Origin of the sequence: Jeotgalibacillus malaysiensis (genome assembly GCF_044789845.1) — a bacterium.
Classification (GTDB): Bacteria; Bacillota; Bacilli; order Bacillales; family Jeotgalibacillaceae; genus Jeotgalibacillus; species Jeotgalibacillus malaysiensis_A.
In genome coordinates, this window is sequence record NZ_CP085252.1 from 461451 (window position 1) to 477856 (window position 16406).

Annotated in this window: 18 protein-coding genes; 17 read left to right on the forward strand and 1 reads right to left on the reverse strand. The window is 44.6% G+C overall.

The features are described from left to right. Positions 1-29: 29 nt before the first annotated feature. From LG330_RS02735 to LG330_RS02805, 15 genes are all read left to right on the forward strand, one after another. Positions 30-542, forward strand: coding sequence for a divergent PAP2 family protein (locus tag LG330_RS02735; protein WP_404407192.1), 513 nt, complete (start codon positions 30-32; stop codon positions 540-542). 146 nt (positions 543-688) lie between these two features. After that, positions 689-1129: a MarR family winged helix-turn-helix transcriptional regulator gene (locus tag LG330_RS02740; protein ID WP_404407193.1), complete on the forward strand. Its 441-nt coding sequence runs from the start codon at positions 689-691 to the stop codon at positions 1127-1129. Positions 1130-1281: 152 nt separating this feature from the next. Continuing rightward, positions 1282-2235, forward strand: a complete 954-nt coding sequence (locus tag LG330_RS02745) for an ABC transporter permease (protein ID WP_404407194.1) — start codon at positions 1282-1284, stop codon at positions 2233-2235. A 13-nt stretch (positions 2236-2248) separates the two neighbouring features. Then, the gene (locus LG330_RS02750; RefSeq protein ID WP_404409476.1) at positions 2249-3169 is read left to right on the forward strand and encodes an iron chelate uptake ABC transporter family permease subunit; all 921 of its coding nucleotides are present in this window, start codon (positions 2249-2251) and stop codon (positions 3167-3169) included. Then, positions 3170-3928, forward strand: a complete 759-nt coding sequence (locus LG330_RS02755) for an ABC transporter ATP-binding protein (protein WP_404407195.1) — start codon at positions 3170-3172, stop codon at positions 3926-3928. Between the two features lie 15 nt (positions 3929-3943). Continuing rightward, entirely contained in the window at positions 3944-4882 is a 939-nt protein-coding gene (locus tag LG330_RS02760; protein ID WP_404407196.1) for a siderophore ABC transporter substrate-binding protein, read from the forward strand. Positions 4883-4995: 113 nt separating this feature from the next. Continuing rightward, a complete protein-coding gene (locus tag LG330_RS02765) occupies positions 4996-5829 on the forward strand; it encodes an SDR family oxidoreductase (protein WP_404407197.1) in 834 nt (277 codons plus the stop codon). Between the two features lie 327 nt (positions 5830-6156). Continuing rightward, positions 6157-7008 carry a MurR/RpiR family transcriptional regulator gene (locus LG330_RS02770; protein WP_404407198.1) on the forward strand — a complete coding sequence of 284 codons (852 nt, stop codon included), beginning with the start codon at positions 6157-6159 and terminating at the stop codon, positions 7006-7008. Positions 7009-7056: 48 nt separating this feature from the next. After that, positions 7057-7899, forward strand: a complete 843-nt coding sequence (locus tag LG330_RS02775; protein WP_404407199.1) for a transporter substrate-binding domain-containing protein — start codon at positions 7057-7059, stop codon at positions 7897-7899. Positions 7900-7925: 26 nt separating this feature from the next. Further along, a complete protein-coding gene (locus LG330_RS02780) occupies positions 7926-8594 on the forward strand; it encodes an amino acid ABC transporter permease (RefSeq protein WP_404407200.1) in 669 nt (222 codons plus the stop codon). Between the two features lie 12 nt (positions 8595-8606). Next, a complete protein-coding gene (locus tag LG330_RS02785) occupies positions 8607-9329 on the forward strand; it encodes an amino acid ABC transporter ATP-binding protein (RefSeq protein WP_404407201.1) in 723 nt (240 codons plus the stop codon). Positions 9330-9651: 322 nt separating this feature from the next. After that, entirely contained in the window at positions 9652-10329 is a 678-nt protein-coding gene (locus LG330_RS02790; RefSeq protein ID WP_404407202.1) for a response regulator transcription factor, read from the forward strand. Then, positions 10326-11702 carry a sensor histidine kinase gene (locus LG330_RS02795; RefSeq protein WP_404407203.1) on the forward strand — a complete coding sequence of 459 codons (1377 nt, stop codon included), beginning with the start codon at positions 10326-10328 and terminating at the stop codon, positions 11700-11702. Before LG330_RS02790 ends, LG330_RS02795 begins: the two co-directional genes overlap by 4 nt. Further along, a complete protein-coding gene (locus LG330_RS02800) occupies positions 11699-12253 on the forward strand; it encodes an SCO family protein (RefSeq protein WP_404407204.1) in 555 nt (184 codons plus the stop codon). The genes LG330_RS02795 and LG330_RS02800 overlap by 4 nt, the downstream gene beginning before the upstream one ends. A gap of 96 nt (positions 12254-12349) precedes the next feature. Continuing rightward, complete coding sequence (locus tag LG330_RS02805; RefSeq protein ID WP_404407205.1) at positions 12350-12892, forward strand: FixH family protein; 543 nt, start codon at positions 12350-12352, stop codon at positions 12890-12892. A 43-nt stretch (positions 12893-12935) separates the two neighbouring features. Here the strand turns inward: LG330_RS02805 and mbcS are convergent, their stop codons facing one another. Beyond that, positions 12936-14519, reverse strand: coding sequence for an acyl-CoA synthetase MbcS (mbcS, locus tag LG330_RS02810; RefSeq protein WP_404407206.1), 1584 nt, complete (start codon positions 14517-14519; stop codon positions 12936-12938). Positions 14520-14730: 211 nt separating this feature from the next. Between mbcS and LG330_RS02815 the strand changes: the two genes are divergently transcribed. Together LG330_RS02815 and LG330_RS02820 are read left to right on the forward strand one after the other, a co-directional pair. Continuing rightward, the gene (locus LG330_RS02815; RefSeq protein WP_404407207.1) at positions 14731-15273 is read left to right on the forward strand and encodes a sigma-70 family RNA polymerase sigma factor; all 543 of its coding nucleotides are present in this window, start codon (positions 14731-14733) and stop codon (positions 15271-15273) included. Then, positions 15266-16327, forward strand: a complete 1062-nt coding sequence (locus LG330_RS02820; protein WP_404407208.1) for a hypothetical protein — start codon at positions 15266-15268, stop codon at positions 16325-16327. The genes LG330_RS02815 and LG330_RS02820 overlap by 8 nt, the downstream gene beginning before the upstream one ends. The last annotated feature ends 79 nt before the right edge of the window (positions 16328-16406 follow it).

The window sequence follows — 16406 nt, forward strand, 5'->3', positions numbered from 1 at the left end:
CCATACATATCTGACAGGAGGAGAAGTTGATGAACAGAGGCGTTGTGACTTCATTATCAGCGATTGGGATTGCCCAGGCGCTAAAAATTGTTACGCATAAGAAACTAACAGGGAAATGGGAATTGAAGCCGCTTGTACAGACTGGCGGCATGCCAAGTTCTCACTCAGCGGGGGTTGCTTCGCTGGCGGCATATGTGGCTGCAAACAGAGGAACCAGACATATTGAAACCGCCCTGGCCATTGTCTTTGGAACCATTGTGATGTATGACGCACAGGGTGTAAGAAGGCATACAGGTGAAATTGCGAGACTGGTGAATGACCTAGAGGATCATTTTGAAATTATTTCAGACGATTACCCAAGTCTTCAATTTGAAAAGCGTGAGAAAGAGCTGAAGGAACTGCTTGGTCACCAGCCGCTAGAAGTGCTGGCTGGAGGGATCTTTGGTGTGCTTTACGGGGTGGCTTCAGCTAAGCTTGAAGACCGTAAGTTTAAAAAAGAAGAGCCAAAACCAATGATCGCCCGTGATTTTAAAAACGAATAACGTCAGCTCCGCAGCGATAGTTGTTTATAGTAAACAGCATATTCGCTGCGGTTTTTGTATTTTTACAAATATTTATCAAAAATCTACTTGCACTGAGAACGATTTTCATTTACTATCAGATGTGGGAAGGCAAAAGGATGGATTTTATGAATGGCAAACAATATTTCCTCAACGATTCTCTGGGCTATAAGCTGTTTCATGCTTCGAGACTCATGAACAGCCGGTTAAACCGGAATTTTAAAGAAAATGGTTTTAACCTTACATATGAACAATGGCAGATTCTTACGCGGCTTTATGAGCGGGATGGTCAGACACAAAATGACCTTGCAGCTCAAAACGAAAGAGATCAGGCGAGTGTATCGAGGCTGATCGATAACCTGGTTAAGCGTGGTTATGTGAAAAGGGAGGTTCACCTGTCGGACCGGCGTGTGAATAAGATCTCACTAACTGCAGAGGCGCAGCGCGTACAAAAAGATCTTGAGGCATTAGCAAAGAAAACCATCGCCCAGGCATCAGACGGACTATCTGAAAAAGAGCTTGCACAGATTTTATCAGCGCTTGATAAAATCAGATCAAATTTGGCATGAGCTTTTTTGCGTCAAACACTTGTTGGAACAAGTATTATTTTTGCTGCATTAGTTGTCTAAACAAGTATTTGACGGAGAGAAGACTCTCTCTTTTTTTAGACTACAGTGAGAATAATTATCATTTTCACTTTAAAGAAAGTCGGGTTCCAATCATGAAAAAACGATATCTGGCCAGTGCACTCGTTCTTTTCGCTGTAGGATCTCTGTTTGTCGGGGTTTCATCTATTTCCCCAATGGATTTATTTGATTTGTCAGAGGAACAGCTGCACGTTTTATGGAACAGCCGTCTGCCGCGTTTAATGAGTATATTGCTTGCGGGAGCGGGGATGAGTGTGTGCGGGCTGATTATGCAGCAGCTCTCACGTAATAAATTTGTATCACCAACGACTGCGGGGACAATGGACTCTGCAAGACTCGGTGTGCTGGTATCACTCATGTTATTTACCAGTGCATCACCATTGTTAAAAATGAGTATCGCATTCCTTTTTGCTTTACTCGGCACGTTTATATTTATGAAAATTTTAGACCGTATTAAGTTCAAGGATGTCATTTTCGTACCGCTCGTCGGTTTGATGTTCGGGAATATTATCAGCTCGATTACAACCTTTTTCGCTTATGAGCGGGATCTCATTCAGAATATGTCTGCCTGGATGCAGGGCGACTTTTCGCTAATCGTGACCGGCCGCTATGAACTGATGTTTTTAAGTATTCCTTTCATGATTGCCGCATACATATTTGCAAATAAGTTCACGATTGCAGGAATGGGTGAGGACTTTGCAGTCAGCCTCGGGTTGAAATACAGAACGGTTGTCAATACAGGCCTTGTGCTTGTTGCCTTTGTTACTTCATCTGTCTTGCTGACAGTCGGGATGATTCCTTTTCTTGGACTGGTTGTACCGAATATTGTCAGTCTCTATCAGGGGGATAACCTGAAAAAGAATCTGCCTCATACAGCAATGCTCGGGGCACTATTCGTTCTTGTCTGTGACATTCTCGGACGAATTGTCATTTACCCGTATGAACTGCCGATTAACCTGACCGTTGGTGTACTTGGTAGCGGAATCTTTGCGTGGCTGCTGATAAGGAGGCGATCACGTGAAGCATAAACTAATTCTCACAATGCTGGGTATCCTTGCTGTCACGATGATTGTCATTTATATGACGATCGCATCAGGCGGCAACTGGGATTATATCCTGCCGCGCCGTGGAATGAAGGTGCTTGCGATGGTCATTACAGCAACTACAATTGGAATTTCAACTGTCATGTTCCAGACCATGACTAATAACAGGATTCTCACCCCGAGCATTATGGGGATGGATTCACTTTATATGCTGCTTCAGACAGCACTTGTTTTTATTGTCGGGTCAGGCAGTGCGCTCATTATGACCCGCAATTTGAATTTTGTCGTATCCGTCCTGCTCATGATGGGTTTTGCCATGCTGCTATATAAGCTGTTGTTCAAAAAGGAAGGATCAAACCTGTTTTTCCTTTTGCTGCTCGGGCTGATCTTTGGAACATTTTTCTCAAGCATTTCAACCTTTATGCAGGTGCTGATTGATCCAAATGAGTTTCTGATGATCCAGGACCGGATGTTTGCAAGCTTCAACAATGTCAGCGCTGATCTTGTATGGGTGGCACTCGGCTGTATTGCAGCAACAGTGATCTGGATGTGGAAGGATCTAAAATATCTCGATGTCCTGTCACTAGGACGTGACCAGGCACTGAACCTGGGTGTGGATTATGAGCGTGTTGTCAGAAAGCTGTTTTTAGTGACTGCTGTGTTTGTTGCAATTTCCACTGCACTTGTCGGGCCAATTTTATTCCTCGGGCTGCTCGTTGCCAACGTCACGTATGAAGTCATGAAAACCTATCGTCACTCCTATCTGATGACTGCTTCTGCTTTAATCGGCATTATCGCAGTGATCGGCGGTCAGCTGCTTGTAGAAAGAGTGTTCAGCTTTACAACGACACTCAGCGTCATCGTGAACTTCATCGGTGGTGTGTACTTTTTATACTTACTATTAAGGGAGCGATCTTAAATGGTTTCAGCCAGTAATGTAGTGAAATTTTTCGGTAAAAAGAAAGTCGTACAGGACGTCTCAATTCAGGTCGAAAAAGGAAAAATCACCTCTCTGATCGGTCCAAACGGTGCCGGTAAAAGTACATTGCTATCGATCGTCAGCAGACTGATGACGTCTGATGCAGGTGAAGTTAAAATCGATGAGCTGGATGTCGCTAAATGCCGCGGCAGTGAGCTTGCAAAAAAGGTATCAATCTTAAAACAGGCCAACCATATGACACTGAAATTAACCGTCAGGGAGCTTGTCTCATTTGGACGATTTCCCTACTCACAGGGCAAGCTGACAGCTGAAGATGAACGCTTTGTGGACGAAGCAATTGCATATATGCAGCTTGAAGACATGCAGCACTCCTACCTGGATGAGCTGAGCGGTGGACAGAAGCAGCGTGCGTTTCTCGCGATGGTGATTGCACAGGATACAGAATATATCCTGCTTGATGAACCCCTCAACAACCTTGACATGAAGCATGCGGTTCAAATGATGAAGGTGCTCCGCCGCCTGGTTGATGAGCTGGGTAAAACGGTGGTCATCGTAATTCATGACATCAACTTTGCCTCCTGCTACTCAGACAATATTATTGCGATGAAAAACGGCCGCGTGGCCAGGGAAGGTACAGTCAATGACATCATCAAACCGTGTGTACTGAAAGAAATTTACGATATGGATATTAATATAGAAGATGTAAATGAAAATAAAATCTGCGTGTATTACGCTTAAAAGGACGGATCAGATATGAAAAAACTACTATTTCCAGTCATCGCAGGTGCACTCGTACTTGGTGCCTGCGGATCAGAAGAAAATGCTGAAACAACAACCGGCTCCGCAGCTGAAAAAGAAGAAATGACCATCACGCACTTATTAGGTGAAACTACAGTCGAAAAGAGTCCCGAATCAGTTGTCGTTTTTGACTTCGGCACACTTGATACACTTGATGCTCTCGGCGTTGAAGTGGAAGGTGTCCCTCAGACTAACATTCCATCTTACCTTTCAAAATACGAGGGAGATGACTATGAAAACGCAGGCGGACTGAAAGAGCCTGATTTTGAAGCGATCAATGCAATGGATCCTGATCTGATCATCATCTCAGGACGCCAGGCAGATCTTTATGAAGAATTCGAAGTGATCGCACCGACGATCTATATGGGCGTTGACACTGAAAACTATATGGAATCATTCGAGGAAAACGTCAATACACTGGCGGAGCTTTTCGAAAAAGAAGAAGCAGCTTCTGAAAAGCTTAACGAAATTAACGCGTCAATAGATGAATTAAATGAACAGGTCACTTCTCAGGACCTTGAAGCATTGGTGACACTTGCAAACGATGGGAAAATCAGTGCATATGGTGCAGGCTCGCGTTTTGGCATCATCCATGATGTATTCGGCTTTACCCCTGCAGATGAAACGATTGAAGTATCCACACACGGTCAGAGTATTTCATATGAATACATTGTCGAAGAAGATCCACAGTATATCTTTGTAGTAGACCGCGGCGCAGCAGTCGGCGGGGAATCGTCAGCGAAGCAGGTTGTTGAGAATGAATTCATCGAAGGCACACAGGCCTACGAGAACGGCAACATCATCTACCTTGATCCAAACTACTGGTACCTGTCAGGCGGCGGATTAGTGTCCGTTCAGGAAATGGTAAACGAAATTCAGTCAGGTATTGAATAAATCAGTCAGCTCCTCTGCAATGCAGGGGAGTTTTATCGTGGGTTCAAAAAAGATTCCACCTGAGATCTCTGTTATACTGAACAAAACTTTCAACGCTAAAGGAGTGTCTACATATGAAAACAGCATTAGTTACAGGAGCCAACTCAGGTATGGGGCTCACAACAACAGTTGAACTCGTAAAGCAGGGCTATCACGTGGTCATGATGTGCCGCAACACGCGCCGCGGAAAAGTGGCGTGGATCTCAGCGAAAGAGCAGACACGCTCAGAGGAACTGACATTAATGCAATGTGACCTCAGCAACCTTGAAAGCATCAGAACTTTTGCAGAGGAGTTCAAAAAGAAATTTTCGAAACTGGACGTTCTTGTTAATAATGCAGGGGTAGTTTCTTTAAAACGCAGGCTGACAGACGACGGCTTTGAATCACATCTTGGTGTAAACCACCTCGGTCATTTCCTCCTGACCAATCTGCTGCTGGATGAACTGAAAGCCGCGGAGCAGGGCAGAGTCGTAACAGTCAGCTCAGGCGCGCATAAATGGGGCAAAATCGATTTTGACGATCCTCATTTTGAAAAGGGCTATAACGTTGCAAAAGCATACGGTCGTTCAAAGCTTGCTAACATTCTTTTCACAAAAGCACTGGCAAAGCGTCTTGAAGGCACTGCTGTAACAGCCAATGCCGTGCACCCGGGCGCAGTTTCAACGAATATCGGCATTGACCGGAAAACTGAGTTCGGTAAAAGTGTGCATAAGGTGCTGAAGCCGTTTTTCCAGACAGCTGAAGAAGGCGCCGCAACAGCTGTATACCTTGCTGCAGCGCCGGAACTTTCGGAGGTCAGCGGGAAGTACTTTTACCAGATGGAAGAGATCGATGTGTCAGAGGACGCGTCAAATGAATGGCTGGCTGAAGAACTGTGGGGCTGGAGTGAGGAACGCGTGGGATTGTAAATAAGTTTGAGTGACCCCGTCTGTGTGGTGCAGGCGGGTTTTTCTTGTGTGTGGGAGGCGGCCGCGGAGTGAGTGAAAAGTCCCGAAGTGTCGAACAACCGGTGTTTTGTGTCGAAGTAGACTATTTAAAACGCGAACAATAGGGAGTGAACGTCGAACATTCATTATTTCCCATCGAACTTTAACTATTTCCCATCGAACCCCATGCTCTATTAGTCGATAACCCGATAAATTCAGAAAATTCCCCCAACACACTTGCAGGAATTCCTGCAAAAAGTTACAATGTAACTAGTTTATTGGTGCAAATCATTTTTTGGAGGCTATGAAATGCAGGATATACTGCAAAAATTAGAAAATTCTTATTCGAAACTAAGTGCAGGACAAAAGAAAGTAGCTCAATTATTTTTCGACAACCCGAGCGTCATTGCTTTTTCATCTGCACTGGAAGTAGGAAAAATGGTCAACGTGAGCGAATCGACTGTCATTCGTTTGACTCAGAAGATTGGGTATAAAGGTTATCCGGAAGCACAGCATCAGATTCAGCGAAAGCTTGCTGAAGAGCGTTTTTATGCCGACCAGAGTGGTCAGACAGAGAACCGGAGTGAGGATCAGGCATTTTTACACAGTCTGCTTGATGCGGATATTGCAAATATTGAAAAGCTCAAGCAATCACTGAAGGAAGAAGACCTGCTGAGGGTAGTTGATATCATCAGTCATGCGAAAAAAGTGTACGTAACGAGTAACCTTTTCAGCTACGGTCTTGGACATTTATTTACCCAGTGGATGAGTATGGTGCTTGATAACACTGAGATGCTGATGCAGGGTGATGTGCAGTATTATCAACAGCTGTCAAAAATGGATGAGTCGAATGTTGTCATTGTCCTCGCATACCCCCGCTACACAAAAAATATTATTGAGACCGTCAAAACCGCTAAATCCCAGGGTGCAACAGTGATTTCGATTACTGATTCAAAGGACTCTCCGGTTGCAGACCACTCAGATATTTTACTGGAAGCGGCAATGAATGCGAATTTGAGAATTGATTCATTTACTGCAGTAGTGGCATTATTAACCTCCATTATGAGATTTGTATCAGTAAAAGAGCATGAGAAAGTCAGTGCGAACTTAGAACGTGTTGAGAAAATGTACGAGAAAAAAGAAATTTTTTACCGTGACTAAAGGTTTTTAACCTTTAAAAATAAAACACAAAAAAGGGGAGCATTACTTATGAAAAAGAAGGTATTGTTTGGTTTATCATTATCAGCAGCAATGGTACTGGCAGCATGTGGAAGCGATGATTCAGCTGAAGATTCAGGTAACGCAGAAGGAGGGTCATCTGAAGCAGGCAGTGAATTCAATCTGCTTGAAGAGGGGCAATTAACGTGGGCATCAAGCGGGCTTTACAAGCCATTCAACTACGAAGAAGGTGGAGAGCTGAAGGGCTTTGACGTTGAAATCGGTTATGCGTTAGCTGAGAAAATGGGTCTCGAACCAAATCCGATTACAACACCTTGGGAAACGATTCTGCAGGGACTTACAAGTAACCGTTTTGATGCGATCATCGGCAGTATGGCGATTACCAATGAGCGTGCAGAACAGGTAGATTTCTCGGATCCCTATTATTACTCAGGCGGGATGATCTTTGTCAATGAAAACAATAGTGACATCACGTCGCCAGAAGACCTTGAAGGCAAGACAATCGGTGTAGTTGCACAGAGTACGTATGACGAAGCTGCACAGGAATACACAGATAACATTCAATACTATAACAGTGATGTTGTAGCACTGAATGATTTAACGATTGAAGGGCGACTTGATGCCGTTATTACAGCTGACGTAGTTGGTTATGAAGCGCAGGCACAGGGGCTTGAGATCAAAGAAGTCGGTGACCCGCTTTGGATTGAAAAAGCAGCTGTAGCTGTTAATAAAGATAATGAAGCACTACTTGAAGCGATCAATGAAGCTTTAGCTGAGATCGTTGAAGATGGTACGTATGATGAGATCTCAAATGATCTATTTGGACGTAACCTGTTAGAAACAGAAACTGAAGGCATTGAAATCTTAGAATAAGTCCATGAGAGTAGGAAGGTGTTAGTATGCCAGAGTTATTTGGAACACTCATTGATGTGTTTACAAGAACGCTTTCCGGCTTTTTGGACGCCACTGTCATTACCCTTCAATTAACAGCAGTCGGGGTTATCCTCGGCTGTCTGTTGGGGTTATTCTTTGCGCTTCTGAAATTGTCGAAAGCAAAACCGCTTCAAATGATCGCAAACTTTTATATTACTGTGATTCGCGGGACACCGCTGATCGTACAGATTATGTTTTTATATTTTGGAATCACTGAAATCATTACACTGTCCAACTTTTGGGCAGGGGCAATCGCGCTTGGTGTGCACAATGGTGCCTATATCGCGGAAATTTTTCGTGGCGCAATTCAGGGTGTGGATAAAGGACAGACTGAAGCCAGCTTCTCGCTTGGTATGACGAAGTCCCAGACGATGAAAAGAATCGTCTTCCCCCAGGCCCTGCGCCGCTCAATTCCACCGCTTGGCAACCAGTTCATCATTGCGCTGAAGGACTCTTCTCTTGTGTATGTCATTGGGGTAGCTGAATTATTCTCTCTCGCAAACAGAGAAGCTGCCCAGTCCTTCCAGCCGTTTGAAACCTATTTAATCGTCGGACTGTATTACTTAGTCCTCGTTATGATCTTCACATACCTGCTGAGATGGTATGAAAATAAACTCGATTTTGATAAAGACTAAGGAGGGTCGCATATGATTAAAGCGAAAAATATTCATAAATCATTTGGTGACCTCGAAGTATTAAAAGGCATTGATCTTGAAGTCCAGCCATCAGAAGTGGTTGTACTGGTCGGCGTCAGCGGATCCGGTAAAAGTACACTGCTGCGCTGCTTCAACTTTCTTGAAATGATCAATGACGGTGAAATTACGATTGATGGCACCACCGTGAATCATAAAAAAGACAACCTTTCAAAAGTCCGCGCAGAGGTCGGCATGGTGTTCCAGCATTTTAACCTGTTTCCTCATAAAACGGTGCTTGAAAATATCATCGAGGCGCCAATGCAGGTGAAGAAAAAGAAGAAGGATGCTGCAATCAAGCATGCCAAAGAGCTGTTGGCTAAAGTCGGGCTGTCAGACAAAGCTGATGTCTATCCAAATAAGCTCTCAGGTGGTCAAAAGCAGCGTGTGGCAATAGCGCGGTCGCTTGCGATGGAGCCTAAAGTGATGCTGTTTGACGAACCGACGTCAGCACTTGACCCTGAGCTTGTTACTGAAGTGCTTCAGGTTATGAAAAACCTCGCTGAAGAAGGCATGACAATGGTTGTTGTCACCCATGAAATGCGCTTTGCGCGCGAGGTGGCAGACAGAATTATTATGCTCGATCAAGGTGTGATCATCGAGTCGGCTGATCCGAAGACGTTTTTTGAGAATCCGACTAATGAACGGACGAAGCAGTTTATTCAGCTGGTAGAATAGAATAAAGTAAGTATAGTGAGGGCCGCTGCGCGGAGTCAGGATTTCTGGCTTTGTGTGGTGGTTTTTTCGTGATAGATGGATGGGTGAAAAGTACCGAAGTGTCGAACAATCGGTGTTTTATGCCGAACAATCCGTTTGAACGTCGAACGTGACTGTATCAAAAGCGAACATATATAATTTCCCATCGAAGTCAGGAAATTTCCCGTCGAACCAACCTTTCACCCCAACCGCCATCCCCACCAAAAACCCCAACTTCACTCAAACTTCACACAAAACTGATACAATAGCGTTATCATTTTAACTAAAGCAGGTGAATCAACAGATGTCCGGCTATAAAGTGTTAATCGTTGAAGATGAGCAGCCGATGAGAGAGCTGATTGCTTCTTTTTTAATAGAAGAACATTATGAAGTCGTCCAGGCGGCAAACGGGGTTGAAGCGTTGCAGCTTTTTAGGCGTGAGCAGCCGGATGTGATGGTTGTGGACATTATGATGCCGTTTATGGACGGCTTTGAGCTGCTTGAGGAAGTCAGAAAGGTGTCTGATCTCCCATTTATTTTCCTGTCTGCCAGAGGGGAAGAGCTGGATAAAGTGAAGGGACTGCGGCTTGGAGCAGACGATTACATGGTAAAACCGTTTCATTCAGGTGAGCTGATCGCAAGAATTGAGACAGTGATCAGACGCGCGGGCGGCAAGCAGTCATCGCAAACGATAACGTCAGGCTCTCTGACACTTGACCTTGATTATATGGAAGCAAAAATTGCGGGCAGACTTGTCACGCTGACCCGAAAAGAGTTCCGCCTGCTCGAGCTTTTAATAAAACATGAAAACCACACAGTGACCAGATCAAGAATGATGGAGCTGATCTGGGGGCCTGATTACCCGGGTTCTGAGCGGACAGTGGATACACATATGAAAACGCTACGGATGAAGCTGCCAGAAGAGAGCGGACGGATAAAGACGGTACGCGGTGTCGGGTACCGGTTGGAGGCGCCAAAGTGACATTTAGCAGAAAGATCCTACTATTACTGATTGGAAGCATTGGAATTACGCTGCTGGCAGCCTTCATTTTCCTTCACTTCACTTATCGTGACCTTTATTTATCAACGGTAAGAGAATCTGTTGAGTCGCAGGGACAGCGGACTGCCGCTCACTATCATTCTGGTGAGCTGACTGAAGAGATTATTGAAAAGATTCACTGGTACAATGTGGTGTCAGAATATGAAGTGGTTGTGGCAGATGATCTGGATGAGCTGAATCGTCTATTTCCATATGAAATAGATGATGAAATGCTTGTAGAGGCGTCTGATCGGGACGCCTTGCTCGCGGGTCAGTCGATGATGAAAGAAGGGTACGTTGATCATTATGGACGTCAGGTAATTGGCGGTGTACACCCGATTACAGACGGTACTTCAACGGCAGGGTATGTGTATATTTTCGTGCCGCTTGAAGGGCTTGCGCAGGTGTTTGGCAGCAGTATTCCTTTGTTAATTGGCGTTGGGGTATTGTTTTTCATTATTCTCAGCCTGCTTGTCGGCAGAATCCGGCAGTCGCTTTTCAGACCGCTTGCCTCGATTGAATCTTTTTCGAAAAAAGTGTCAGAGGGAGAGTATGAGAACCGGCTTGAAGTCAGACAGATGGATGAGATCGGACAGGTATCGGCTGCGCTCAATCAGATGAGTGAGGCGCTGCAGCATCAGGAGGACCGGCAAAAGGAGTTTCTCGCTGATATCATGCACGAAGTCAGGACGCCGCTCACTTACATCCAGGGCTATACAGAGCAGCTGAAAAAATCTGATCAGGATAAAGAGATCATCCTGTCAACAATCGAAAGTGAAGTGCAGCGGGTGAATTCTCTGCTATCCGATCTGGTTGAGCTGAACCGCCTGCAGGAAGGGTATGCGGAGTTTGACAGGCAGCCGATTGCAGCAGCAGACCTCCTATATGAGACAGTACAGGTTTTTTCATTACCGGCTAAAGATAGATCGCTCACTTTTAAAATAGAAGCGGATGAAGAGCTTGTGATGATACAGGATACGAAAAGGCTGCAGCAGATTTTTTATAATCTGATTGAAAATGCGGTGAAGTATGCGCCGGCGGGTTCGGTCATTACGCTTACGTTAAAAGAAACAAATCAGCAAATGAGACTGTCAGTGGAGAATGACTCAACCCTTTCAGCGAAGGAAAAAGAGCGGATCGGAGAACGTTTTTATAGAGCGGACCGGGACCGCAACCGTCAGACAGGCGGCACAGGTCTTGGGCTCGCAATTGTAAAAGAGCTTGTCAGACTGATGGACGGTGAATTTAAGATAGACCTGAATACACATGCATTTAAAATAGATATTAAAATGCCGAAAGAAGGACAGACCGTATGAAAAAATGGATGTTACTAATCGCAGTTTCTTTACTGCTTGCAGCTTGCGGCAGTGAGCCGGATGGGCCTCCTGTGAGCGGATTTACTTATACAGATCAGCATGGGGAAGAATTCAGCAGCAGTGAGCTTGAAGGCAAAGTATGGATTGCGGATTTTATTTTTACAAATTGTGATACCGTGTGTCCGCCTATGACTTATAAAATGGCTGACATTCAGTCTACCCTGAAAGAACAGGGGCTTGAAGCTGAGATTGTATCATTCAGCGTGGACCCTGAAGTGGATACGCCTGACAAGCTGGCTGAGTTTTTAGCTCAGTTTACAGAGGACGACAGCAACTGGCATATGTTAACCGGCTATGGGCAGGAGGAGATTGAAACTTTTGCGCGTGAGGAGTTTCAATCACTTGTAAATAAACCTGAGGACGCAGATCAGGTCCTGCATGGGGTTACGTTTTATGTAATGGATCAGGAAGGCAGAATCTTCAGCGAGTACAATTTTACCGAGGAAGGCGTTGTCGGTAAAATTACGGATGATGTAGAGGCATTACAGTAAGGCTGTGAATAAAATGTGAAGGTTAGGGCGACTTCACCTTCATTTCACATAAGGTGTTTATACTAAAGCTATTGTTGATGTAAAGGAGAAACGGATATGAAAAAATGGATGATCGGATTAGCAGCAGCAATGATGCTTGCTGCGTGTTCTCAGGAAGAGGAGCAGACGTCTTCGGATGAAATGCCGCAAATGGTAGAGGTTGAGATCTCAGTGCCTGAAGATGCGGTGCCTGGAGAAGAAACAGTCGTGCAGGCCGAAGTAACGCAGGGCGGGGAAGCGGTTGAAGATGCACATGAAGTATTGTTTGAGATCTGGAATGACGCTACCGGAACTGAAAGTGAGCGTGTAGAGGGTACGCATACTGAAAACGGGGTCTATGAAGTTACTTATACATTTGAAGAAAGCGTCTATACCGTTCAGGCACATACAACTGCGCGTGATATGCACGTCATGCCAAAGACACAGTTCCACGTAGGCGAGCCGACTGACGAACAGATTGCAGCGGCTGAAGAGAATGCTGAGAATCAGGAAAGCAGTCATATGGATAGCGATGAGGATCATGACCATTCTGAAGAAGACCACAGTCATGATGAAGAGGATCATAGCCACGACGAAGAAGAAGGTCACGACGGTCATTAAAAAAATGCCTGGTACGCAGCAATTGCTGCGTACCAGGCATTTTTTATGATTTATGCTGTTCCTTCTCTCTCAATTCAATTCTGCGGATCTTTCCTGAAGTCGTCTTCGGAAGCTCGGCAATAAATTCGATTTGTCTCGGATATTTATATGGTGCTGTCATATCTTTTGTATGATTCTGCAGCTCTTTTACAAGTGCCTCATCACCAGTGGCATCATCATCTCTTAGCACCACATATGCTTTTACGATGCTGCCGCGGATCTCATCCGGTGCTGCAACCACTGCACATTCACGAACAGCCGGATGCTTCAGCAGGGCATCTTCTACTTCAAATGGTCCGATCGTATAGCCTGAGCTGATAATAATGTCATCACTGCGGCCTTCGAACCAGAAGTAGCCATCCTCATCGCGGGATGCCTGGTCGCCTGTTAAATACCAGTCACCTCTGTAAGCGGCCTGTGTACGCTCATGGTCTTGATAGTATTCAGTGAAAAGGGCAGGGCAGTCTTTATGAACCGCAATATCCCCAACTTCTCCAGTCTTGGTCGGCTGACCATGCTCATCAATGATTTCAACGTTATTGCCAGGTGTCGGCTTACCCATTGAACCGGGCTTTACTTCCATACCTTGAAGTGTTCCGACAAGCAGTGTGTTCTCTGTTTGTCCGTAGCCGTCACGTACAATGACGTTAAAAGCGTTCTTGAATGCTTCAATAACAGGGCGGTTCAGTGGTTCACCTGCTGATACAGCGCTGCGCAGCTCAGGCAGGTTATATGAGCCTAAGTTTTCAAGCTTTGCCATCAGGCGGTATTCAGTTGGTGTACAGCAAAGCACGTTAATCTTTTCTTTTTCAAGGTATTCCATATAGGTTTCAGCATTAAAGCCTCCGTGGTAAACGAATGCTGTAGCACCAAGTGTAATCGTCGATAGGAATGGACTCCAGATCCACTTCTGCCAGCCCGGTGCCGCAGTCGCCCAGACAAGATCGCCTTCCTGTACGCCAAGCCACTCTTTTGCAGCAGTACGCACATGAGCATAACCCCATGCATGTGTATGGATAACCCCTTTAGGATTACCCGTCGTCCCTGATGTATAAGGAAGAAACGCTGTATCGTGGCGTGAAGTCGGCTCGCCGTCATAGTCAGTCGCCTGCTCACCGGCAAGTGATTCAAGCGACTCCCAGCCGCTTTCAGTGCCGCCGACGATGAATTTATTATGTAATGCATGAAGATCTTCATCAATTGCATTTACCTCTGAAGTTGTCTCATGAAATGCAATGACCCCTTTTGCATCTGAATGCTTCATGCGGTAAGCAAGGTCCTTTTTACGCAGCATCTCAGAGCAAGGAATCGCAATGATGCCGGCTTTCAGACACGCCAGATAGCTCATATAAGCTTCCGGAATACGCGGTAAAATGATCAATACTTTATCACCCTTCGTAATCCCTTTGCTTTTCAGCGCAAGTGCAAACTGATTCGTACGTTCTACGAGTTCCTTGTAAGAAACGTCACGTCTGTTCTGCCTGTCATCAAGCCATTTGATCGCAATTCTCTGATCATCTGATGCGAACTGATCCAGTTCTTTTGCGATGTTGTACTGCTCCGGTGCGATTAAATTTTCAGCATTCATACCCATTCCCCCGATCGTTATTCTCTGTTGTGTTTGGCGATTGAACGCTCGCTCAGCGCACGTTTTTACTCTGATTATTGTAAACGTTTACAAAAACATCCGTCAAGATCGTATTGGGAATTTTCAAGCAAATCACATCTGTAAAATAAATGAATCAGTGTTAAAATAACGATCGTCTAACTAGTAACAATTTAAAAGAGGAAGTGAGTGAATGGATCATTCTTCTGTCAGAAAACGCGATGGCTTAGAAGCCGTAATGAACGAATACGGCACAGCAGTCAAGCGGTTTATCTATACATACGTGAAGAATTGGGAGACAGCAGGCGACCTCTCCCAGGACGTTTTCGTCACCGTCTATGAAAAGTGGGAAACGTTCGAAGGCAGGTCGTCTATGAAAACGTGGATTTTTAAAATTGCAGCAAATAAAGCAAAGGATCACCTGAAAAGCTGGAATCACAGGAAAGTCAGTCTGTTCGAACACTCATTTGAAAATGAAAAAGCAAACCGGCTGTCACTTGAAGAAGAGGCTGTACTGAAGGAAGAGAAGCAGCACCTTTTAGCGATGATGATGGAAATGCCGGTGAAATACCGCGAACTCTTACTCCTTCACTTTGAACACGAACTGTCCTATCAGGAAATCTCGGATATTTGCAGCTTACCGGTTCCAACAGTCAAAACGCGTATCAGACGTGGTAGTGAAAAGTTGAGAAAATCCTACGTATACCAGGAGAGGAGGGGAACTGGTCATGAGTAAACATAAGTTTCCGGATCGACTGAACTGGCCTGATCAATCAGAATTTTCAAGTGAAGATAGGAATGCAGTGTGGGATAAGATTAAGCACAATGAGAAAAAGCGGTCAGCAAAATGGCTGCCTTACAGTCTGTCTGCCGTTGCAGCGGCTGCAGCGATCTTTTTAATCGTGCAGATCACGGGGGTGGAAGAGCAGGCGCCTGTGGATCAGCTAGAAGAAGTTGATAAGGTTGAAGAGGGCATAGAGGAAAGCGTTAATCCAGTTGAAGAACAGGAAGTTGATTTGAGAGATTTTGAAATTGGTGATGAATTAAAAGGATGGACTGTTACAGATATATATTCTTCTGAAGATAATGATGGGTATTCTTATGTAAAGTTTGATAAAACAGTTGATCTGACAGGGATTATCCAACCATATCCTGAAGATGCGTCCTGGCCAATATTTGTCCCTGATTCATCTGGAAGTGAGATATTTCCAATTGATTTAGAAGAGAGTCAGCTTAGATTGCAGAGAAGATTGAGTTTCTATGAAAATTACTTTGAATTTGAAGGTACGTCAAATGAGAGTGTGAAGCTGCGATTCAATGGTATATATATTTACTTTGATCGTGAAACAGGTGAGCATAATTCAGAAGCGCTTTTAGAAGTGCCTATTGGACCTCCGTACTTGCAGTTTGATGAAAGTTCTATTAAGGAGAAACCACTTTTTGATGGTGTTACAAATTCTTTGGAGATAGCAGACAAAGTAATAAATAACGAACTATTGCCGCATGAGCTCACCCCTTCAGAAATCGTAACTATATTGGATGGAATAGGTTATTACAATCAGAAGATTTTCTTTGCGACTGAGGAATTGCATGAAACATATCAATTGGTAGGAGAAAAGATATCACCTACGGGTCAAGGGTTACCTAAAGAAGCTTTGGTAATTGAGGTAACATTAAGTGAAGATCAGGTATATATAGGGATGATTAATGCCGGACAGCAATTAACAGAGTTATTTAGGTTTGAAAAACAGGAGAATATGTGGAAGATTACTTATCTTCACGAGGATTAATAGAAGAGAAAATCTTTTAGTGGTACGGACCTCTTCTCCGTGTTAAGATATTCTGGTAGATCTATAAGAAGAAGAGGTG